We start from the raw sequence: 22146 nt of genomic DNA, 5'->3' as shown, positions 1-22146 counted from the left end.
TTTGTTCACTGTCATGACTAATCATGCACGGACCGCCCGTGCGGCGTAAAGCCCCAGGGCGCGAAGATCTCCGCACACCCGCACCGGGAGAGCGGAACGACCCCTGTTCCGAACGGGTTCGATCACGTAATTTGTTTTCCGCACGATCAAATACATCAGCGAATGAGGTCAGCCATGCCGCCGCATACCGTCGTCATCGGTGTGGACAGCTCCACCCAGTCCACCAAGGCGGCGTTCGTCGACACCGCCACCGGCCGGCTGCTCGCCGTCGGCCGCGCCCCGCACGTCGTCACCGGCGAGGGCGGTGCGCGCGAGAGCGACCCCGAGGTGTGGTGGCAGGCCCTGCGCGACGCGGTCGCCGCCGGGCTGAAGGAGTCCGGCGTCGCGGCGGCGGACATCGCGGGGATCGCGGTCGCCGGACAGCAGCACGGGCTGGTCGTCCTGGACGGCGAGGGCCGCCCGCTGCGCCCCGCCCTGCTGTGGAACGACACCCGGTCCGCCCCGCAGGCCGCGGCCCTCACCGCCGCGCTCGGCGGCCCCGGCGCCTGGACCGCGCGCACCGGGTCGGTCCCGGTGGCCGCGATGACCGCGTCGAAGTGGCAGTGGCTGCGGGAGAACGAGCCGGAGACCGCGGCGGCGACGGCCGCCGTCCGCCTCCCCCACGACTTCCTGACCGAGCGGCTCTCGGGCCGGGCCGTCACCGACCCCGGCGACGCGTCGGGCACCTGCTGGTACTCCACCGCGACCGGCGCCTACGACCCCGAGCTGCTGGCGCTGCTCGGCCTCGACGCGGCGCTGCTGCCCGAGGTGGCGGCGAGCGGCGGGGAGCGGGCCGGTTCGCTGACGCGGGCGGCCGCCGACGCGCTGGGGCTGCCCGCCGGGATCGCCGTCGCGGCGGGCACCGGGGACAACATGAGCGCCGCCGTCGGGCTCGGCCTCGGCGGCGCCGGGCTCCTGGACCACCCGGTCCTGAGCCTGGGCACGTCGGGCACGGTCTTCGCCGCCTCCCGGGCGAGGCCGGCGTCGCCCGCGCTGTCGGGGTTCGCGGCGGCGGACGGCACGTATCTCCCGCTGGCCTGCACCCTCAACTGCACGCTGGCCGTGGACAAGGTCGCCGCACTGCTCGGCCTGGACCGCGATGACGCGGTGCCCGGCGGCGAGACCGTCCTCCTGCCCTATCTGGACGGCGAGCGCACCCCGGATCTGCCCACCGCCTCCGGTCTCCTGACGGGGCTCCGGCACGACACCACCCCGCAGCAGCTGCTCGGCGCCGCCTACGAGGGAGCGGTGGTCACCGTGCTGCGGGCCCTGGACGAGCTGCTGCGCGCCTGCGGTCTCGATCCGGCGGACCCCGAGGTGGCGGGCCGGCCGCTGCGGCTGATCGGCGGCGGGGCCCAGGGGCGCATGTGGGTGGAGACCGTACGGCGCCTGTCCGGGCGGCCGGTGACCGTGCCGGGCGCCGGCGAACTCGTCGCCCTCGGCGCGGCGGCGCTCGCCGCGTCGGCGGCCACGGGTGCGGACCCGGTCGCCGTCGCGGCCGGCTGGGACACCGGAGCGGACCTGCTCCTGGAGGCGGTGGGACGGGATCTGACGGCCTGGGAGCGGGTCGGTTCCGTACTGGAGCGGGCGGCGGCGCCCCTGCTGGGCGGGGACCGCACCGGCTGACCGGCGGTCAGGGGGCCGCCCCGCGAACGGCATCCGCCCGAGCGGCCCCCGGACAGCCGTCGCGGGGGCCGACGTGGGGCCGTCGTCGGCGCTGTCGCGGGCGGCCCCAACCAGCCGTTTTGGATAGCGAACTGATGTTCACTACTATCCGGCGATGATCATAAGAAGAAGGCTGACGGTCGGGGTGGGCATCCTGCTCGCCACCCTGACCGCCGGGCTCGGCTCGGCGCTGCCGGCGTCCGCCGATGAAACCCCCACCAAAGCCTCCCCCAAGGTCGAGCTGGTGCTCGACGTCAGCGGCTCCATGCGGACCCGGGACATCGACGGCCAGTCCCGGATGTCCGCGGCGAAGCAGGCGTTCAACGAGGTCCTGGACGCGGTGCCCGAGCAGGTGCAGCTCGGCATCCGCACCCTGGGCGCGGACTACCCGGGCGACGACCGGAAGGTGGGCTGCAAGGACACCAAGCAGCTCTATCCGGTCGGCCCGCTGGACCGCACCGAGGCGAAGACCGCCGTCGCCACACTGGCCCCCACCGGCTGGACCCCGATCGGGCCCGCCCTGCTGGGCGCGGCCGACGATCTGGAGGGCGGCGACTCCACGCGCCGGATCGTCCTGATCAGTGACGGCGAGGACACCTGCGGCCCGCTCGACCCGTGCGAGGTCGCCCGCGACATCGCGGCGCGCGGCATCCACCTGGTCATCGACACCCTCGGCCTGGTGCCGAACGCGAAGATCCGCCAGCAGCTGACCTGCATCGCCGAGGCCACCGGCGGCACGTACACCGCCGTCCAGCACGCGGACGAACTCTCCGGCCGCGTCAAGCAGTTGGTGGACCGGGCGGCCGAGCCCGTCGTCACCCCGGTCGCCACGAAGGGCGCCGACAGCTGCACGGACGCCCCCGAGCTCAAGCCGGGTCTCTACACCGACCGCGAGAAGTTCGCCGAGCACCGCTGGTACAAGGTCGACGTGCTCCCCGGCCAGGAACTGCGCGCCTCCGTCAGTGTCTTCGCCGACCGCGCCGTCAACAACGACTACGGGATGCTGCTGCGCGCGGTCACCGTACACGGCCGCGAGATCGTGCGCGGCTCCGAGTCCGGCACCGGGCGCACCGACGCCATCTCGTCCGGGCTGCGCTACCCGAAGGCCGAGCTGGACGACGACGAGAAGACCGCGGAGACCGTCTGCCTCCAGGTCAGCAACTCGTTCTCGGCCCCGGCGTCGGTGAAGACCGCACCCGGCATGCCCATCGAGCTGACCGTCGACCTGGTGGACGCCCCCGACGGGGCGTCCGACGTCGCGGCGTTCGGCCTGGGTCACGGCTGGTGGCTGCTGGGCGCGCTCGCCCTGACCGGGCTGATCGCGGGCCTGCTCATCGGCTGGATCTCGCGCTGGCGCGTCGCTGTCTGGAGGACCAACTGATGTCCCGTACAAGACGCGTGCTCGCGGGCGCGCTGCTGACCGGCCTGGCCCTGCTGACCGGGGCGGGGGCCGCCGCGGCCGACGACGCTACGGCGAGCCCGAGCCCGAGCGCGTCCGGTGACGGCTCCGGCCCCACCGAGGCGGGCACCACCTTCCGCACCGCCACGGCCCTCCAGCAGGACGAGACCGCCACCGCCGGGGCCTCGACCGGCGACTACCTGTACTGGGTCTTCCCGGCCGACGCCGGGCAGCGCGCCACGGTCACGGCCAAGGTGAACCTGCCCGAGAGCACCACCCGGCACGGGGCGCAGACCTGGCAGGTCGATGTGTACGACGGGCTGCGCCGCCGCCAGGCCTGCATGTACGGCAAGCAGACCGGCAGGGCCGGGGCGGACGCCTCTTCGGTCGAGCTGACCTGTGTGCTGCGTACCGTCCGGGCCCTGGCCGAGCCGTGGGCCAACGACCCGCTGCCGGGCAGTTATTACGTGCGCCTCACGGTCGTCGACCTGGCCTCGGCCGACCTGGGCCTGCCGGTGCACACCGAGGTCCGGGTCACCTCCGAGGGCCAGGGCGGCTCCGCCGATGTCGACGGCACCCTGTCGAAGCCGCTGGTGCCCGGGGTGTCCTCGGCCGAGCAGGCCTCGGACGGCTCGGACGACTCCGCCGAGCCGGTCGCGCTCGCGGGTGAGCCCGAGGACGGCTGGTCGTCGGGCTGGTGGACCAGCCGCTGGCTGTGGACGGCGGGCGGCGGCATCCTCGCCGCGCTCACGGCCGTCTTCGGCTACTCCCTGACGCGCGGCGACGGCCGCCCGTCCCGGGTGCCGCCGGGCGTCTGACGGCAGGCCGTCCGCCGGGCCGGGCCGTGTGCCACGGACCCGGCCCGGCGGACGCCGGCGCGTCACCGCGCCGGCATCACATGACGGAGCCCGCCCAGGAGATGGGCGAGAAAGTCCGGGTCGGTGTACGCCTCGGCCGCGTGCCCGAGCGCCGTGTAGAAGACCCGCGCCCCGCCGTGCTCGCGGGTCCACACCAGAGGGTGGTCGCTCCCCTCACCGCCCTCGTAGGAGGCGGCGTCGGCGGAGGCGATGACGTGGACCCGGCCGCGCGGGCTGTCCCTGAACTCGTACCACTCATCGGTGAAGTCCCAGGTGGCGCCCAGGTGGGCGGTGGCCGGGTGGTCCCGGTCCTCGATGACGAGGGTGCCCGGCTGGAAGGCGGGGTGGTGGTCGAACCGGGCGCCCAGCAGGTCCCCGTAGAAGGGCCAGCCGTACTCCGTACAGGCCGCCGCGTGCACCCCCATGAAACCGCCGCCCGCCGCGCAGTACGCCCGGAGGCCGGTGCGCCCGGCGGGTGTCAGGACGTCCCCGCTCGTGGAGAGGAAGACCACCGCCGCGTACCCCCGCAGCCCCTCCTCGAACACCGCCGGGTCCTCGGTCGCGTCCACCGCGAATCCGTGCTCCGCTCCGAGGGCGCGGAACGCGGCGACGCCGTCGGGGATCGAGTCGTGGCGGTAGTCCGTGGTGCGGGTGAAGACGAGAATCCGGGACTGGCTGGACGGCCGTGGCATCGGTTGCTCCAGGGGTGCGGGGACGGGCTGCCCATGATCCAGGACCCGCGCGGTGTCCTCGGTCAGGAAGACGCGGCGCTGCCCGGCCGCACGCTCAGCTGACTGCCCAGCTCGCGAAAGCCGATTGCCCTGGCCACGCGGCGCGAGGCTTCCAGGCGTGCCCGCCACTGCGGCAGGCGGCCCTCCGCGAGGGCGTGCGCGGTCGCGGCGGAGGCCACCGCGCGGGCAAGACCCCTCCCCCGGGCGTGCGGAGCGGTCAGGACGCACAGGTGGGCCGTCCCGCCGGGCCAGTCGCTGTGGCCCGCCGCCGCGACGACCGCGTCCCCGTCCCGTACGACGAAGGCCGGGGAGGTCTCGTCGAGCCCGCACTCCCCCGCGTCCTCCTCGCTCACCGAGGCGAGCAGCCGCGGGAGACCGGTGTGGTGCGCGGGCAGGTGCTCGACGGTGACGCCGGGCGGCTCGTACGGCAGGAAGTCGTCGGCGGACAGATAGGCGAGCGTCGCGGGACCCAGTACCCCGGCGACCGCCAACACCCCGGACACCACCGAGGGTTCGGTCAGCGAACGGGCCGGCACACCCGCCAGCGCGCGGCGCACCTCCCGCGCCACCGCGTCGGTGGGCGCCGTGACGAGGGCGGCGTCGCCCAGCAGCACCGTGCCCACCCAGGAGGGCGGCGCCAGGGCGGACGCGGGGGCCGTGACGACGACCGGGCCGCCGGACCGGGCGAACGAGACGGGCACCCCGGCCAGTGTCTCCCACAGTCGGCGGGCCCCGGCCATCAACGCGTCGTCGTCCATGGCCGGATCCTCTCCCGAACGCCCCGCGCCCCGTACTGATTTACGCGGCCGGGGCCCGGCCCCGGGGATCACGCGGCGGCGAACGGGCCGTCCGCCCCGAACGCCAGTCGGGCGAACCGGTCGCCCATGCGCAGATGGGTGGTGGCGTCCGGGTGGAGCCCGTCGGGCAGCGGGAGTTCGTCCACGTCCGCCTCGCCGTAGAGCTCGCGGCCGTCGAGGTGGGCCAGGTGCGGGTCGTCGGCGGACCGCCGCTTCACCAGGGCGGCCAGTTCGTCACGGATGATGCCCGTCGTCAGCTTCCCCACCGCCCGCTCCTCGGGGTCGCCGGCCGCCGCGAACCGGACCCTGCCCTCGCCGAGGCGGCTGAAGTCGGGGACGCTGGGGCCCGGCGTGTCCTCGTGGATGGGGCAGAGTACGGGCGAGATCACCAGGAGCGGGGTGTCCGGGTGGCCCTCGCGGAGGGTGTCGAGGAAGCCGTGCACCGCCGGGACGAAGGCGCGCAGCCGCATCACGTCCGCGTTGACGATGTTGATGCCGATCTTGACGCTGATCAGGTCCGCGGGGGTGTCGCGCATCGCGCGGGCGGTGAACGGGTCGAGCAGGGCGCTGCCGCCGAGGCCCAGGTTGACCAGCTCGACGCCGCCGAGCAGGGCCGCACGCGCGGGCCAGGTGGTCGTCGGGCTCGCGGCGTCGGAGCCGTGGCTGATCGAGCTGCCGTGGTGCAGCCACACCCTGCGGCCGGTGTCCGGGGCGGGTGTGACGGGCGCGTCGGTGCGCAGGGCGACGAGTTCGGTCCGCTCGTTGAACGGGAGCCAGAGCTCCACGTCCTTGTCCTGGCCGGGGAGCCCGTCGAACCGCACGGTCCCCACCGGTCCGGTGCGGAACTCCGTGGACCCGGTGGCCATGTCGACGTCGAGCACGTTGCCGCCGCTCGCCGAGGACCGGGCGGCGAGCTTCCCGTCCACCAGCAGGTCGTACACCCCGTCCGGCCTCGGCGGGACGCCCTGGTAGGCGGTCCGGGTGCGCCGTGCCTCCAGCTCGATGACGGTGGCCCGGGTCCGGAAGACCAGCCGTACGCCGGAGGGCTGGGCCTCGGCCAGGGCGATCTGGCCGTCCGGGGCCTGGGCGCGGGCCCGGACGGGCAGGCGGTGCGGGAGCAGCCCGACGTCGGTGCGCTCCACGTCGAGCGCGCCGCGCAGGAGGGCGGTGGTGACGGGTGTGGTGACGGGGAGGGGTGCGGGGTCGGTGCTCATGTCTCCACCTGCTGTCGCTGAGGGCTGGGGGTCCGGGGCGCGGGGGCGGCGGTCAGGGGGCGGGCCAGTTCCGCAGGAGGGCGTCGAGGGCGTCGATGACCCGGGACCAGGACTCCTGGGAGTCGGGGGCGCTGTGGCTGAAGCCTCCCTGGGCCTCCAGGCTGACGTAGCCGTGGAAGACGCTGCCCAGGAGCCGGACGGCGTGTGTCTGGTCCGGTTCGGTCAGGTCGTAGCCGCGCAGGATCGCCCGGGTCATCCGCGCGTGCCGGCCGCCGGCACTGGCCGCCGCCGCTTCCGGGTCGAGCTTCAGCTGGGCCGCCGCGTAACGGCCGGGGTGCTCGCGGGCGTAGTCGCGGTACACGTCGGCGAAGGCGCTCAGGGCGTCCTTGCCGGCCCGGCCCGCCAGTGCGGCGGCGCCGCGGTCGGCCAGTTCCTCCAGCGCGAGGAGGGCGATCCTGGTCCTGAGGTCCTGGGAGTTCTTCAGGTGCGAGTAGAGACTCGCGACCTTGACGTCGAACCGCCGGGCGAGCGCCGACACGGTGACCCGCTCGAAGCCGACCTCGTCGGCCAGCTCGGCTCCCGCCCTGGTCAAGCGGTCCGCGGTCAGACCCGCACGCGCCATGGTCGTCGCCCTCCTCGTCCGGTGACGGCCATCATGCGCCTGCCTAAAGCTTTTAGGCAAATTCGGAAACCCTCAAGGCAGCCTCCGGCCGGGCGGCACCCCGGCGCGTCGAGCCGGCACGACACATTGTCGAACCGATATGTCGCATTTATGGGCGTGTGCACGGCTTGCGGTCCAGACTGAAAGCCGGCCGAGCCAGTCGATCCAGGGGAGAAACCTCATGCGTCCGCGCTTCGCTCTCACCGCCGCCGTCACCGCTGCCGCCGCCGTCGCCCTGACCGCGCCCGGCGCGTCGGCCACGACCACCGCCGGGCCGCAGCTCCGCCCGGCCGCCTGTCAGGAGAAGGCCCTCCGTATCTCCGCCACGCCCGGCGGGCAGCAGAACACGGCACGGATCACCGTGACCAACGAGGGCGACCGCGTGTGCGCCGTGGACCGCGTCCCGACGGTCACGTTCCGGGACCTGGACGGATCGGCGCAGCCCGTACCTCCGGCCACGAGCGGCGTCCGCCTCCTCGCGCCGGGCGAGCAGGGGTACGCGGCCGTGCGCACGGCCGCGCCGGGGACCACCGAGGGCCACGTCGTGCGCGGCCTCTCCGTCGCGGCGGACCCCGCGCACCACGGGGTCACGTTCGGGGCGGCGGCGGTGGGCATGGCGGACGGCATCCGGGTGTGGGAACCGGTGACCACGCTGTGGCACGGTTCGCCGGGAGCCGCCGACCGGGCCCTGGCCGCCGGCACGCGCTGAGGCGGGGCGGCGGGGGCCCGGCCACCGCCGCCCCGCCCGTGCTCAGGCGCCGCGCACCGTCACCGTGCCCGTGCCCTCCCCCGTCGCTCCGGTCGCCTCGGCGACCACGCGGTAGGGGCGGTCGATCCGGTCGGAGGTGACGGTCAGGGTGTCCCCGTCCCGCGTCACCCGGAAGGCGGCGGCGCTAGCACCGGTCAGGTCCGGCACGGTGACCGACACGCCGTCGCCCCCGGGGCCGCCGCCGAAGACACGCAGGGTGAGCCCGTCGAGCCAGTCACCGTCGGGGCGCTGGTCGTCGTCGCCCCAGGGCAGGACCGCGCCGGGGCGTACGAGGACGGGCAGGCTGTCGAAGCCGTGCGTCTCGTGGCGCCAGACGGGACCGGTGATCGTCTCGCCGGTCAGCAGATGGGTCCAGGTGCCCTCGGGAACGTAGTACTCGACCTGGCCGTCCTCCGTGAAGACCGGCGCGACCAGCAGGTCCGGGCCGAGCATGTACTGCCGGTCCAGTGTCCGGGTGGCCGGATCGCCGGGGAACTCCAGCAGCATCGGCCGCATCATCGGGACGCCGGTGCGGTGGGCGGTGGCGGCGGCCTCGTACAGGTAGGGCATCAGCCGGTGCTTGAGGAGGGTGAACTTCCGGGCGACGTCCACCGCTTCCTCGCCGAACTCCCACGGCACCCGGTAGGAGACGTTTCCGTGCAGCCGGCTGTGCGAGGAGAGCAGGCCGAAGGCGAGCCATCGCTTGAAGACCGCCGGGTCGGGGGTGCCCTCGAAGCCGCCGATGTCGTGGCTCCAGAAGCCGAACCCGGACAGGCTCAGCGAGAGACCGCCGCGCAGCGATTCGGCCATCGCCGTGAACGAGGCGAAGCAGTCGCCGCCCCAGTGGACGGGGAACTGCTGGCCGCCGGCCGTCGCCGAGCGGGCGAAGAGGACCGCCTCGCCGTGGCCGCGCTCCTTCTCCAGGAGTTCGAAGACCGTCCTGTTGTAGATCTGCGCGTAGTAGTTGTGCATGCGCTCCGGGTCGGAGCCGTCGTGCCAGACGACGTCGGTGGGGATGCGCTCGCCGAAGTCGGTCTTGAAGCAGTCGACGCCCTGGTCCAGCAGGACGCGGAGCTTGGCGGTGTACCACTCGCGCGCGGCCGGGCTGGTGAAGTCGACCAGGGCCATGCCGGGCTGCCACAGGTCCCACTGCCACACGTCGCCGTTGGGACGGCGGACCAGATGACCGAGCTCGGCGCCCTCGGCGAACAGCGCGGACTTCTGGGCGATGTACGGGTTGATCCACATGCTGATCCGCAGCCCGCGCTCCTTCAGCCGGGTCAGCATGCCTTCCGGATCGGGGAAGACGTCCGGGTCCCACAGGAAGTCCGACCACTGGTACTCGCGCATCCAGAAGCAGTCGAAGTGGAAGACGGAGAGCGGGATGTCGCGTTCGGCCATGCCGTCCACGAACGAGGTGACGGTCTCCTCGTCGTAGGAGGTGCAGAAGGACGTCGTCAGCCACAGGCCGAAGGACCAGGCGGGGGGCAGGGCCGGGCGGCCGGTGAGCGCGGTGTAGCGGGCCAGCACCTCCTTGGGGGTCGGCCCGGCGACGATGTAGAACTCCAGCGACTGGTCCTCGACGCTGAACTGCACCTGCCCGACCGACTCCGAGCCGACCTCGAAGGAGACCTTGCCGGGGTGGTTGACGAAGACGCCGTAGCCGCGCGAGGAGAGGTAGAACGGGATGTTCTTGTAGGCGAGTTCGCTGCTGGTGCCGCCGTCGGCCTGCCAGATGTCCACGCTCTGGCCGTTCTTGACGTACGGGGTGAAGCGCTCGCCCAGCCCGTAGATGTTCTCCCCGACCGCCAGGGCGAGCTGGGTGACCATGTGGTGGGCGCCGTCCGGGGTGGTGGCGAAGGCGGTGCCCTTGGTGTCGACCCCCGTCAGGCGGCGGCCGTCGGCGTCGAGGAAGGTCAGACCCCAGGGGCCCTCGCCGTCCATGCGCAACGTCAGCGGGCCGCTGGTGAGTTCGGTGACCGCCCCGTCCTGCCGGGTGCGGGCGCCGGAGGCCGCCGGGTCGAGCCCGGGGAAGGCGAAGTCGGGGCCCCGGCGGGCCCTGCCCGCGTGGTGCGTGGTGCGGACGCCGATGATCCCCTCGGCCGGGGAGAAGCAGTCGACGGTGATGAGCGGGGTGTTGAGGGTGTCACCGCGGGCGTCGACCCGTTTCACCGCCGCGTACGCGGTGAACTGGTCGGCGCCGACGCGCAGATCGCGGATCTCGGTCGCGTAGGAGGCGCGTACGCCCTCACGCATGAGCCAGAAGCCATCGGTGAACTTCATACGGACTCCTTGCCGGGGGCAACGGGAGAGGGAGGAAGAGAGGGACGGGCCGGGGCGCGGTTCACTCGCCGCTCCCGGTGAAGGCGAGCCGGGCCAGGCGTACGGTGCCGCGCAGGGCGATCCGCAGGTCGCCGACGCCGGAGGCGTCCAGTCCGGCCCGGAAGGTGCGGTAGTCGTACGGCCCTTCGGTGGCCGGGACGGGGACGGTGACCGTGCTGCCGCCGACGGTGATCAGGACGGCCCCCTCGCCGGAGGCGAGGACCTCGACGCCGCTCACCCCTTCGGCGAAGTCGCAGCGCCGGTAGAGGAGTTCGTTCGCTTCGGCGCCGGCGGTGACCGCGTCGCCGTCCGTCTTCGCGCGGTCCACGATCTCGGTGGCCAGCTGTTCGTCGTAGTCGGCCGCCTCCAGGCCGCGGACCAGGAGCGGGCGCGGCCCGGCCGGATCGCCGTCGACGGTGAGGACCGTGACGAGCCGGATGTCCGCGCTGGAGGCGCCCGCCTGGATCTCGTACGCGCCGGGCTCGACGGTCCAGCGGCCGTGCGCCACATCCCAGTGGCCGAGTTCCCCGACCGGCACGGTGAGGGCGACGCGCTCGGCGGCGCCGGGGGCCAGGTGGAGCCTGCGGTGGCCGGCCAGCTGGCGCAGCGGCCGGGCGACGGACGGGGCGACGGCCCGTACGTACAGCTGGGCGACCTCGTCGGAGGCGACGGTGCCCGTGTTGGTGACGGTCAGCGAGACGTGCAGCAGGTCGCCCTCGCGTTCGGCGGTCAGGTCGCCGTAGGTGAACTCGCCGTACGTGAGTCCGTGGCCGAACGCGTAGAGCGGGGCGCCCTCGTAGTAGAGGTAGGTCTGCCGTGAGCCGATGATGTCGTAGTCGAGCAGGCCGGGCAGTTCCGCGTCGGAGGTGTACCAGGTCTGCGGGAGCCGGCCGGCCGGGGAGACGTCGCCCGCCAGGACCCGGGCGAGCGCGGTGCCCGCGGCCTGGCCGCCGTGCGCGGTCCACAGCAGCGCGGGCAGCGCGGCGGCCGCGTCGGTGAGGGCGTACGGGTAGGGCGAGGTGACCGCCAGGACCGTGCGCGGGTTGGCGGCGTGCGCGGCGCGCCAGAGGCGTTCCTGCTGGGCGGGCAGGGCGAGGGTGGTGCGGTCCTCGGTCTCGCGGCCGTTGATGTGCGGGTCGTTGCCGGCCACCACGATCACGGTGTCGGCCGCGGCGGCGGCGCGGGCGACGGCGTCCTCGCCGCGCTCGGTCACCTCGGTCTCGAAGACGGTCCCGGTGCCGCCGGAAACTTCTTCGCCCGGGGCGGCAACCTTTACGCCGTCGGCGGCGACAGAGACATACCCACCCGTTCCGATGTGCAGAAGGCGGTGACCGCCGGCGTGGCCTTCCACCTCTTCCCAGCGGAAGGTCTCCTGGACGACCCAGCCGCCGGGCTCGTCGGCGGAGGCGCGCACAAAGCCGTCCTCGGCGACGGACAGATAGCGTCCGTCCGGTTCCCGCAGGGTGATCACGCCGTTGCCCCAGTCCACGAGCGCCAGCTCGGACGGGGTGTCGCCGCAGGTCAGCGGGGGCAGGTCGGTGCGGCCGGCGAGCAGTGCGGGGTCGAGGGCGCCCTCGACCCCGCGCGCCGCCTCCTGGCCGCCGCGCGCCGGGGGCACCTGGAGCCAGCCGTCCGCGCACTTGATCCGGACCAGGTCGGCGCCCTCGGCGTGGACGACGCGGTCGGCGCCGAAGCGCGCCCGCAGCCCGTCGAGCGGGGTCGAGCGGTGGATGAGGGTGCCGCTGTACCAGTCGAGTTTGCAGGCGTCGGCGAGGAGCCCGACGACGGCGACGGTCTTTCCGGCGGCGGGGTCGAGCGGCAGCAGCCCGTCGTTCTTGAGGAGGACGACGGCCTGCTCGGCGGCCTCCAGGGCGAGGGCCCGGTGCTCCTCGGTGTCGAAGGCGGAGGTGTCCGCGTACGGGTCGAGCGCGGGGTCGAACTCGCCGAGCGCGAAGCGCATGTGGAGCAGGCGCCGGACGGCGGTGTCGATGTCGTGCTCGTCCAGCAGTCCGCGTTCCAGCGCGCCCCTGACGCGGCCGGTCATGACGGCGGAGTCCTGGCCGTGGTCGGTGAAGCTGTCGACGCCCGCGCGCAGGGAGGCGGCCGTCGCCTCCTCGTGAGTGTCGAAGTAGTGCTCGCTGTCGACGAGGTTGGTCGGTGCGCCGGCGTCGGAGCAGACGACCAGGGGCTGGTCCGTCCAGGTGCGCAGGTGGCGTGCGAGGAGTGGCGAGACGTGGTTGGGGCGCCCGTTGACCAGGTTGTACGCGGGCATCACCCCGGCCACCGCGCCCGCCCGAACGGCGTCCCGGAAGGCCTTGAGGTCGTATTCGCGCAGGACCCGGGGGCCGACCGAGGAGGACGAGGTGTCGCGGTCCGTCTCGTTGTTGTGGGCGAGCCAGTGCTTGAGGACCGGGGCGGTCCGCCAGTAGTGCGGGTGGTCGCCGCGCAGGCCCCGGGTGTAGGCGACCGCGATGGCGGAGGTGAGACCGGCGTCCTCGGAGTACCCCTCCTCACCGCGCCCCCACAGCGGATGGCGCAGCAGGTTCACGGTGGGGGCCCAGACGTTGAGCCCGACCCGGTCGTCCTGGGCGCGCTTGGCGCGGACCTCGTCGCCCACGGCTTCGCCGACCCGGCGCACCAGTTCGTCGTTCCAGGTGGCACCGAGCCCCACGGCCTGCGGGAAGACCGTGGCCGTGCCCATCCAGGCGACGCCGTGCAGGGCCTCCTGGCCGGTACGGAAGGCGCCGAGCCCGAGCCGGTCCACCGCCGGCGCGAACTGGTGCAGCATCGCGATGCGCTCGTCGAGGGTGAGCCGCTGAAGCAGATCCTCGACGCGCTCGGCGAAGGGCAGCTGCGGGTCGCGGAAGGGCTGCGGTTGTTCCGTCACGTGCGGGTCCTTCTTCAAAGGTGGGAGGTATGGCGGTGTCGGCGCCTCGTGCGAGCCCTCGTGGAGCCTCGGACGATCTTTCGAAGCGCTTCGATGCTCAACGGCCGACCCCGTACGTGTCAAGGGCCCGGCGCCGAGCCGCGCACCCGGTGCGACGCGGGGGCATCAGGAAACGGTTCGGAAACGGGTCGGAGGAATCTGGAAACGAAGCCTTGTGCCACACAGACCCTTCACTTAACCTCGCTGCAACATCGAAGCGCTTCGACAGAGCTTCGATGGGGCGCCCGGCGCCCTTGATTTCCCGGGACGGCGACACGCTCCACCGCCTCCTTGTTGAACCGCTTCACCTGGGGCCGGTGACACCGGCTCAGCCAGCAACGCTCCACCTCAGACACAGGAACCGGACGGCGGTCGCCCCGCCGCGTGTCGTCCTGGTGCGCCTCGAAGGGTTGACGCAATGACGCCGAATTCCTCCCCCTCCTCCACGGCCCCGAGCCGGAGAAGCTTCCTCGCCACCGGCGCGGTGGCGGCCGTCGCCGTGGCCGGCGGGGTGCCGCTGCTCGCCGCGTGCGGCGGCTCCGGCTCCGGTGCCGGGAGCAAGGAGGGCACGACCACGGGCAAGGCCCTGAAGAAGGTCGTGCCGAGCTACGCCCCGCTGAACCTCGTCGAGCCCGACGTCCCCGGTGTCAACGGTTCGAGCCCCGGCTTCACCAAGCTGCCGGACCCGCTGGTGGTCTCCGTCAAGTCGGTCCCGGGCAAGGGCTCGGAGTTCCGGGTCATGACCCCGCTGTGGGGCACGGTCCCGAAGAAGAACAACCCGTACTACACGGCCGTGAACAAGGCGGTCGGCGCGACGCTCAACTTCGACCCGCAGGACGGCAACACCTACCAGGACAAGATCGGTGCCGTGCTCGCCGGCTCGGACATCCCGGACGTCATGACCATCCCCGGCTGGAACATGCAGGGACAGATCCGCAACGCGATCACCGCCAAGTTCGCGGATCTCTCCCCGTACCTGGCGGGCGACGCCGTCAAGAAGTACCCGAACCTGGCGAACATCCCGACCGGCGCCTGGCAGTACTCCGTCTTCGGCGGCAAGCTGCGCGGGCTGCCCATGCCGACGCCGGTCATCGGCAACGCGATCTTCTACCGCAAGGACCTCATCGGCTCCGGAGCCGTCCCGGCGAGCGCGGACGACCTGCTGGCCTTCGGCAAGGAGTACACCGCTCCCAGGAACAAGGTCTGGGCCTTCGACGACCTGTGGACCTGCGTCCAGAAGATATTCGGCCTGCTGCCCGACGCGCCGCACTACTGGCAGCTGGAGAACGGCAAGCTGGTCCACAAGATCGAGACGAAGGAGTACCGCGAGGCGCTCGCCTTCGCCCGCAAGCTCCACGACGGCGGTTACGTCCACCCGGACGCCGAGGCCAACAAGGACGCCGACGCCAAGATCCGCTTCACCAGCGGCCACGTCGTCATGTACAACGACGGCACCGGCGGCTGGAAGGGCATGGTCACCGAACAGGCGGCCGCCAACCCGAAGTTCGACATGCAGGCGCTCGACTTCTTCAGCCAGGACGGCGGCAGGCCGGTGCTGTGGCAGGACGACCCGGCCGGCATCTTCACCTTCCTCAGCAAGAAGCTGTCCAAGGCGAAGATCGAGGAGTTCCTCGCGATCGCCGACTACGCGGCCGCGCCGTACGGCACCGAGGAGTTCATGCTCACCAACTACGGCGTGAAGGGCACCCACTACACGATCAAGGACGGGTCTCCGACCTACACCCCGCAGGGTGTCGAGGAGGCCCAGCCCTCCACCTTCCTGTTCGTCGCCTCGCCGCCCACCTCCATCGCCTACCCCGACCAGCCGCAGCTGGCCAAGGACTACGCCGGCTGGATGGCGCGCCAGGCCCCGCACGTCAAGAAGCCCCTCTTCTTCGGCATGCAGGTCGTCGAACCGCAGCGCTACGCCTCGCTGTACACGCCGTTCGACGACCTCCAGAAGGACATCCGCCGCGGCCGCAAGAAGGTCAGCGACGTGGACGAAGCGGTGAACACCTGGAAGAAGAGCGGCGGCGACAAGCTCCGCGACTGGTACCAGGACATTCTCGACAAGAACGGCTCCGGCAACTGACGCGTACGACGCGCACCGATCGTACGTACGAGAACGAAGGGGCCGCCGGGCGCACGATGCCCGGCGGCCGGGTTCAGGAGCACGACATGGGGAGCACAGGGTGAAGTCACGGGCCACGGTCGCGGCCGCCCCGGACCGCACCGCCGACGGGGCGAGCGCCCCGGCCGGCGGGAGCGGCGCCGGGGACGGTGACGGCAGGGAGACCAGCGGCGTTCGAAGGGGCAGGGCCCGCTCGGGCGGCGTCCGCAGACCCCGTACGGACAAGGGCGGCGGACGGGCGGACTCCGGCCCGCGGGCGGGCGGCATCACCTGGCGTCAGCGGCTGCGGCGCGACCGCACCCTGATCCTGATGACGATGCCGGCCATCGCGCTGCTGCTGATCTTCAACTACATCCCGCTGCTCGGGAACATCGTGGCCTTCCAGGACTACGACGTGTACGACCTGGGCATCACCGGCAGCCCCTTCGTCGGGTTCGACAACTTCACCCGGATCTTCGAGGACTACCGCTTCTGGGAAGTCCTCATCAACACGCTGGTCATCTTCCTCACCCAGCTCGTCCTGTTCTTCCCCATCCCGATCGCCATCGCCCTGCTGCTCAACACGATCATGAGCACCCGGGTCCGGGCGTGGGTGCAGGCGATCGTCTACCTGCCGCACTTCTTCTCCTGGGTGCTCGTCGTCACCGTGTTCCAGCAGATGTTCGGCGGCGCCGGTCTGGTCGCCCAGTGGCTGCGCGAACACGGTCACGAGGGCTTCGACCTGATGACCAACCCGGGCTTCTTCAAGTTCCTGGTCAGCGCCCAGGCCGTGTGGAAGGACGCCGGCTGGGGTGTCATCGTCTTCCTGGCCGCGCTCGCCGCCGTCAACACCGACCTGTACGAGGCCGCGGCGGTCGACGGGGCCGGCCGCTGGCGCCGCATGTGGCATGTCACCCTGCCCGCGCTGCGCCCGGTCATCGCCCTGCTGCTCGTCCTGCGGGTGGGCAGCGCGCTCAACCTCGACTTCGAGCAGATCCTGCTCCAGCGCGACCAGGTGGGCGCGGGCGCCTCGGAAATCCTGGACACCTACATCTGGTGGACGGGCATCAAGACCGGCGACTTCGGCTACGCGGCCGCCGCCGGCATCTTCAAGGGACTGTTCAGCGTCGCCATGGTGCTGGGTGCCAACAAGGTCGCCCACATGCTGGGCGAGCAGGGGGTGTACTCCAAGAAATGACAACTCTCCTGGACCACGAGAAGGACCCGGCGGCCCTCGCGCCCCCTGCGGAGACTCCGCTCCAGCGCGCCCTGCGCATCGAACCGCGCCCGGTGTGGGAGGAGGAGCCGACCAAGGCGGGACTCGCCTTCAAGGGCTTCGGCCTCGTCGCGATCTGCGCGGTCATCATCATCCCGATCTGGGTGGTGCTGGTCACCAGCCTCTCCGACACCAAGACCATCAACGACGCGGGCGGCCTGGTCGTCTGGCCCAGGCACATCACCTTCGTCGCGTACAAGGAGCTGCTGAGCGGGGGCGCGGTGACCCGCGCGGCCGCCGTGAGCGTGGGCCTCACCGTCGTCGGTACGGCCGTCAGCATGATCGTCTCGGTCCTGTGCGCGTACGGGCTGAGCCGCCGCGACTCCTACGCGCACCGTCCGCTGCTGATGACGCTGATGGCGACGATGTTCTTCGGCGCCGGCCTCATCCCGACGTATCTGCTGGTCACCGGCATCGGTCTGAGCGACAGCTACTGGTCGATGATCCTGCCCAGCGCGATCAGCGTCTTCAACGTGCTGGTCCTGCGGGGCTTCTTCATGGACACCGCGCCCGAACTCATCGACGCGGCCCGCATCGACGGCGCCGGTGAGTGGCGCATCCTGCTCCAGATCATCATGCCGCTGTCGCGTGCGGTGATCGCCGTGATCTCGCTGTTCTACGCGGTCGGCTACTGGAGCCAGTGGTTCAACGCGATGCTCTACATCCAGGACAGCGACAAGTACCCGCTCCAGATGATCCTGCGCCAGCTGGTCCTTCAGCACCAGGTGCCGCCCGGCGCCATGGGCGCGGCCGTCAGCAGCGGCCAGATCAACAGCCTCGCCGTGCAGATGGCCGTCATGATCCTCGCCCTGATCCCGGTCGCGGTGCTGTCGCCGTTCGTCCAGAAGCACTTCCAGAAGGGCATGCTGACCGGCGCCGTGAAGGGCTGAACCGCCGCCGTTTCCCCGTCCCCCTCCCGTCCGGAAGGTGTTCGCCATGCGCGCTTCGTCCGCGCCCACGCCCCGCCGCGGAACCGTGCTCGCCACCGCGGCCGGGCCGGCCCCTGCCGTGCTCGAACCGTCCTCCGCGTCAACGACGACTCCCACCAGTGGGGCCGGACCGGCGAAGTGATCACCGGCGATCCCCGCGTCCACGGCCGCGTCCACCCGGGCACCAACGGCCGCGGCATCCCGTACGCACAACCCCAGTGAGGAACGACGCCATGCCGTCCCTGCGCGACGCGGCCCGTGGCCGCATCCTCTTCGGAGGCGACTACAACCCCGAGCAGTGGCCCGAGGAGGTGTGGGAGGACGACGTCCGGCTGATGAAGGAGGCCGGCGTCAACTCCGTCACGCTCGGTGTCTTCTCCTGGGCGAAGATCGAACCCCGCCCCGGCGCCCGCGAGTTCGGGTGGCTGGACCGGCTGATGGACCTCATGCACGCACACGGCATCGGCGTCGTGCTCGCCACCCCGACCACGTCCCCGCCGCCCTGGATGGGGGCGCGGCACCCGGAGACGCTGCCCCGGGCGGAGGACGGGTCCATCGTCTGGTACGGCTCGCGCCAGCAGTTCTGCGCCAGCTCCCCGGTCTACCGGCGCTACGCCGCCGCCCTCACCGAGGACCTCGCCGCGCGGTACGCGGAACACCCCGCGCTCACCGTGTGGCACATCAACAACGAGTACTGCACGCACTGCTGGTGCGACGAGACGGCGGTCCACTTCCGCCGCTGGCTGTGCGCCCGTTACGGGACGCTCGACGCGCTCAACGAGGCGTGGGGCACGGCGTTCTGGAGCCAGCACTACGACTCCTGGTCGGAGATCCTGCCGCCGCGCAAGGCGCAGTACATGAAGAACCCGACACAGGTGCTGGACTTCAAGCGGTTCACGTCCGACGCGCTGATGGAGTGCTTCACCGCCGAGCGGGACATCGTCGCCCGGCACACCCCGCACATCCCCGTGACGACGAACTTCATGCCGCTGTGGTCGGGGCAGGACGCCTGGGCCTGGGCCGCCGAGGAGGACATCGTCTCGGTCGACATCTACCCGGACCCCCGGGACCCGTGGGGCGGCCAGTACAACGCGATGCTCGCCGACATGACGCGTTCCCAGGCGGCCGGCCCGTGGATGCTGATGGAGCAGGCGGCGGGCGCGGTCAACTGGCGTGGCGTCAACCACCCCAAGCCCGAAGGGCTGAACCGGCTCTGGTCGCTCCAGTCGGTGGCGCGCGGCGCCGACGCCGTGTGCTACTTCCAGTGGCGCCAGTCCCGGCAGGGCTCCGAGAAGTTCCACTCGGGAATGCTCGGGCACGCGGGTGAGCACGGCCGCGCCTTCCGCGAGACCAGGCGGCTGGGCGCCGAACTCGCCGCGATCGGCCCGGCGGTGGCCGGCACCGCCGTGGCAGCCGATGTCGCGGTCCTGCACGACTGGGACGCGTGGTGGGCGGGTGCGCAGGAGGGCAGCCCTTCCACGCTGCTGGACTACACCGAGGTGGTGCGGCGCTGGCACCGGGCGCTCTGGGAGAACGGGACGGCGACCGAGTTCGCCCGCCCCGACGCCGGTCTCAGCCGCTTCAAGGCCGTCGTCGTCCCGCACCTCTACCTGCTCGGCGACGCGGCGATCGACAACCTCGTGGCGTACGTGCGCGGCGGCGGCCGGCTGGTGTGCGGTTTCTTCACCGGGATCGCCGATGTGGACGACCGGATCAGGCCGGGCGGGATGGACGTACGGCTGCGCGAGCTGTTCGGCATCCGCACCCTGCACGAGTGGTGGCCGCTGGAGGCGGACACGGCCGTGCAGTGCGACGGCTTCCGGGGCACCGTGTGGTCGGAGGAGCTGGAGGCGGCCGAGGACGCGGAGGTGGTGGCCGCCTACCGCGAGGGCGAGCTGGCCGGGCTGCCCGCGGTGCTGCGCAGGGGCGGCGCGACGTATGTGTCGACCCTGCCGGAGCCCCCGGCGCTGCGGGCGCTCGTGGGCGACGTGGTCCGTGCGGCGGGTGTGCGGCCGGTCCTGTCCGGGCTGCCGGAGAGCGTGGAGGCGGTCCGCCGCGGCGAGCTGCTCTTCCTGCTCCACCACGGCCGCGAAATGGTCACCGTGACGGTCCCCGGCGCGTACGAGGACCTGCTGACCGGGCGCGTGGTGACGGACCGGGTCGCGCTCGGCCGCTACGGCGTCGCCGTGCTGCGGAGCACCGCACCATGACCGCACGCGCGCACATCGACTCCACCTGGGAGCCGCGCCCCGCCGCCCGCTGGGAGGACGCCTTCCTCGCCGGCAACGGCCGGCACGGGGCCATGGTGTACGGGGACCCGGCCGACGACCGGGTCGTCGTCAACCACCACACCCTGGTCCGGCCCAACGGCAGCGAGCACCTCCGTCCGCCCGAACTCGCGGACCGGCTCGACCGGTTGCAGAGCGCCCTGCTCGCCGGGGACACCACGGCGGCGGAACGCTTCGGCGACGGCCGCCCGCTGGTGTGGGTGCAGCCCTTCCACCCCGCCTTCCAGACCCGTATCCGACCCACGCCCGACGACGCCCCCGCGACGGTCCCGGCCGCGGACTACCGGCGCTCGGTCGACTTCGCCACCGGGGAGATCACGGCCGTCCGCGAGGCGCGGCGCAGCCAGGTCTTCGTCTCGCGCGCCGACGACGTGATCGTCCAGTACGTCACGGGCCCGGGGCTCGCGGTGGACCTGACCCTGGACCACGCCCTGCCGGGTGCCCCGCCGCGCCTGGCCGTGGGGCGCAGCACCGTGCTGACCCCGGACGGTGCCCGGCTGTCGCTGCGGGCCGGCTATCCGGACAGCGAACTCGCGTACACCGGGGTGACGGTGGTGCGGGCGGAGGGCGGCCGGGTGTCCGTGGCGGGCGAGGGCGTCCGGGTCGAGGGCGCCAGGAGCCTGCTGCTGCTCACCCGGGTGCGCCGGCACACCGGCCACCTGGACCTGGCGGCGGAGTGCGCCGCGCTGCCCCGGGACGGTTACGCGACGCTGTTCGCCCGGCACTGTGCGCTGCACCGCCCGGCCTTCGAGCGGGCGGCCCTCACGCTGGACGCCGATCCGGCCGAACGGCTGCTTCCCGGAAGCGAGTTGATCCGGCGGCCGGACAGCCCGGCGCTCCTTGAGCGGCTGTTCGCGGCGGGGCGCTACCACCTGTTGTCCGCGTCCGGGGCGCTGCCGCCCCGGCTGACCGGGCTGTGGACGGGTGACTGGGACACCGCCTGGTCGGGGGCGTTCACCACCAACGCCAACCTCAACCTCCAGATCGCCTCGGCAGCGGCCGCCGCGCTGCCGGAGGTGTCCGAGGCCCATGGCTCGCTGGTGTACGGGCAGCTCGCCGACTGGCGGGACAACGCGCGGGCGATCTTCGGTGCGCGCGGCATCGTCGCCCCGTCGCACACCGACGGCGAGTCCGGGCACACCCGGCACTACCAGCGCGCGTACCCGCTGCATCTGTGGACGGCGGGTGCGGACTGGCTCCTGGAACCGCTGGTCGAGCACGCCGAGACGACCGGGGTGACGGACCCCCGGCTGACGGCCGCCCTGGACGAGGCCGCCCTGTTCTACGAGGACTTCCTGACCCGCACCGGTCCCGACGGTTCGGTGGCCGTGGTCCCCTCGTACTCGCCGGAGAACCGTCCGGCGAACGCGAGCTGGGGGACGGTCAACGCGACGATGGACCTCGCGGCGGCCCGCCACGCCCTGACCGTCCCGGCCGGCCGCTCCCCCGCCCATCCGGTCTCCGCGCGGCGGCGGGCGCTGGCGGACCGGCTCGCCGGCTACCGGGTCAACGAGGACGGCGCGCTCGCCGAGTGGGCGTGGCCGGGCCTGGCGGAGACGTACGACCACCGCCACCTCAGCCACCTCTACCCGGTGTGGCCGCTGGACGCGGTCAATCCGTACGACACCCCGGAGCTGGCGGCCGCCGCGCACCGGGCGCTTGAGCTGCGCGGCGCCGAGAACGACTCCGCGCACGGCCATCTGCACCACGCGCTGATCGCCGCGCGCCTGCGGGACGGGGTGCGGGCCTCGGCCGCCGTGCGGTCGGTCCTGGCGGGCGACTTCTTCCACGACTCGTTGATGAGCGCCCACTACCCGTCCCGCGACGTCTACAACGCGGACGCGGCCCACGCCCTGCCCGCCGCGGTCATCGAGTCGCTCGTCCAGTCGACGCCGGACCGGCTGGTCCTGCTGCCCGCGCCCCTCGCGGGCTGTCCGAGCGGTGAACTGCGGGGTGTGCGTACGCGGTTCGGCGCCGGGCTCGATCTGCGCTGGTCGGCCGACGGCACCGCGACCGCCGTCCTGCACCCCACACGTGACGCCCGTGCCGATCTCCGTACGGGCGACGGCCACACCTTCACCGATGCCTTCGCCGGCTCCCCCTCCACTCTTCTGGAGCTGACGGCCGGCGTTGACCGCGTCCTCGAACTGGGGCCGCGGTAGCACTTCCCCCCACCCCCACCAT

Annotated in this window: 15 protein-coding genes; 9 read left to right on the top strand and 6 right to left on the bottom strand. The window is 72.7% G+C overall.

The features are described from left to right. Positions 1-174 precede the first annotated feature (174 nt). From xylB to P8A18_RS29960, 3 genes are all read left to right on the top strand, one after another. Complete coding sequence (gene xylB / locus P8A18_RS29970; RefSeq protein ID WP_306059602.1) at positions 175-1665, top strand: xylulokinase; 1491 nt, start codon at positions 175-177, stop codon at positions 1663-1665. Positions 1666-1819: 154 nt separating this feature from the next. Next, entirely contained in the window at positions 1820-3085 is a 1266-nt protein-coding gene (locus tag P8A18_RS29965) for a VWA domain-containing protein (RefSeq protein ID WP_306059600.1), read from the top strand. Beyond that, positions 3085-3921 carry a hypothetical protein gene (locus tag P8A18_RS29960; protein ID WP_306059598.1) on the top strand — a complete coding sequence of 279 codons (837 nt, stop codon included), beginning with the start codon at positions 3085-3087 and terminating at the stop codon, positions 3919-3921. Before P8A18_RS29965 ends, P8A18_RS29960 begins: the two co-directional genes overlap by 1 nt. Before the next feature lie 62 nt (positions 3922-3983). Here P8A18_RS29960 and P8A18_RS29955 read toward each other — a convergent pair whose 3' ends face one another. The 4 genes from P8A18_RS29955 to P8A18_RS29940 form a co-directional block, all read right to left on the bottom strand. Next, positions 3984-4652, bottom strand: a complete 669-nt coding sequence (locus tag P8A18_RS29955; RefSeq protein WP_306059596.1) for a ThuA domain-containing protein — start codon at positions 4650-4652, stop codon at positions 3984-3986. A 62-nt stretch (positions 4653-4714) separates the two neighbouring features. After that, positions 4715-5449 (bottom strand): GNAT family N-acetyltransferase, encoded by a 735-nt coding sequence (locus tag P8A18_RS29950; RefSeq protein WP_306059594.1) that lies wholly within the window; start codon positions 5447-5449, stop codon positions 4715-4717. A gap of 68 nt (positions 5450-5517) precedes the next feature. Continuing rightward, positions 5518-6702, bottom strand: a complete 1185-nt coding sequence (locus P8A18_RS29945) for an SGNH/GDSL hydrolase family protein (RefSeq protein WP_306059593.1) — start codon at positions 6700-6702, stop codon at positions 5518-5520. A gap of 52 nt (positions 6703-6754) precedes the next feature. Further along, positions 6755-7324, bottom strand: a complete 570-nt coding sequence (locus tag P8A18_RS29940; RefSeq protein ID WP_018552554.1) for a TetR/AcrR family transcriptional regulator — start codon at positions 7322-7324, stop codon at positions 6755-6757. Between the two features lie 220 nt (positions 7325-7544). Between P8A18_RS29940 and P8A18_RS29935 the strand changes: the two genes are divergently transcribed. Beyond that, positions 7545-8072 (top strand): DUF4232 domain-containing protein, encoded by a 528-nt coding sequence (locus P8A18_RS29935; protein WP_306059591.1) that lies wholly within the window; start codon positions 7545-7547, stop codon positions 8070-8072. 42 nt (positions 8073-8114) lie between these two features. On the opposite strand, the gene yicI is transcribed toward P8A18_RS29935, so the two are convergent. Beyond that, entirely contained in the window at positions 8115-10394 is a 2280-nt protein-coding gene (yicI, locus tag P8A18_RS29930; RefSeq protein ID WP_306059589.1) for an alpha-xylosidase, read from the bottom strand. Between the two features lie 61 nt (positions 10395-10455). Next, positions 10456-13320: a glycoside hydrolase family 3 C-terminal domain-containing protein gene (locus P8A18_RS29925; RefSeq protein ID WP_306059587.1), complete on the bottom strand. Its 2865-nt coding sequence runs from the start codon at positions 13318-13320 to the stop codon at positions 10456-10458. A 523-nt stretch (positions 13321-13843) separates the two neighbouring features. Here P8A18_RS29925 and P8A18_RS29920 point away from each other — a divergent pair. The 5 genes from P8A18_RS29920 (at position 13844) to P8A18_RS29900 (ending at position 22124) form a co-directional block, all read left to right on the top strand. After that, on the top strand, positions 13844-15451 hold the full coding sequence (locus P8A18_RS29920; RefSeq protein WP_306061227.1) for an extracellular solute-binding protein: 1608 nt from the start codon (positions 13844-13846) through the stop codon (positions 15449-15451). A gap of 100 nt (positions 15452-15551) precedes the next feature. Beyond that, a complete protein-coding gene (locus P8A18_RS29915; protein ID WP_306059585.1) occupies positions 15552-16667 on the top strand; it encodes an ABC transporter permease in 1116 nt (371 codons plus the stop codon). Then, on the top strand, positions 16664-17635 hold the full coding sequence (locus P8A18_RS29910) for a carbohydrate ABC transporter permease (RefSeq protein WP_306059583.1): 972 nt from the start codon (positions 16664-16666) through the stop codon (positions 17633-17635). The genes P8A18_RS29915 and P8A18_RS29910 overlap by 4 nt, the downstream gene beginning before the upstream one ends. A 272-nt stretch (positions 17636-17907) precedes the next feature. Continuing rightward, entirely contained in the window at positions 17908-19884 is a 1977-nt protein-coding gene (locus tag P8A18_RS29905; RefSeq protein ID WP_306059581.1) for a beta-galactosidase, read from the top strand. Further along, positions 19881-22124 carry a glycosyl hydrolase family 95 catalytic domain-containing protein gene (locus tag P8A18_RS29900; RefSeq protein WP_306059579.1) on the top strand — a complete coding sequence of 748 codons (2244 nt, stop codon included), beginning with the start codon at positions 19881-19883 and terminating at the stop codon, positions 22122-22124. The genes P8A18_RS29905 and P8A18_RS29900 overlap by 4 nt, the downstream gene beginning before the upstream one ends. Positions 22125-22146: the final 22 nt, after the last annotated feature.

It is taken from the genome of Streptomyces sp. Mut1 (assembly GCF_030719295.1).
In the GTDB taxonomy this organism is placed as follows: Bacteria; Actinomycetota; Actinomycetes; order Streptomycetales; family Streptomycetaceae; genus Streptomyces; species Streptomyces castrisilvae.
This window is presented reverse-complemented; position numbering and strand designations above follow the sequence as displayed.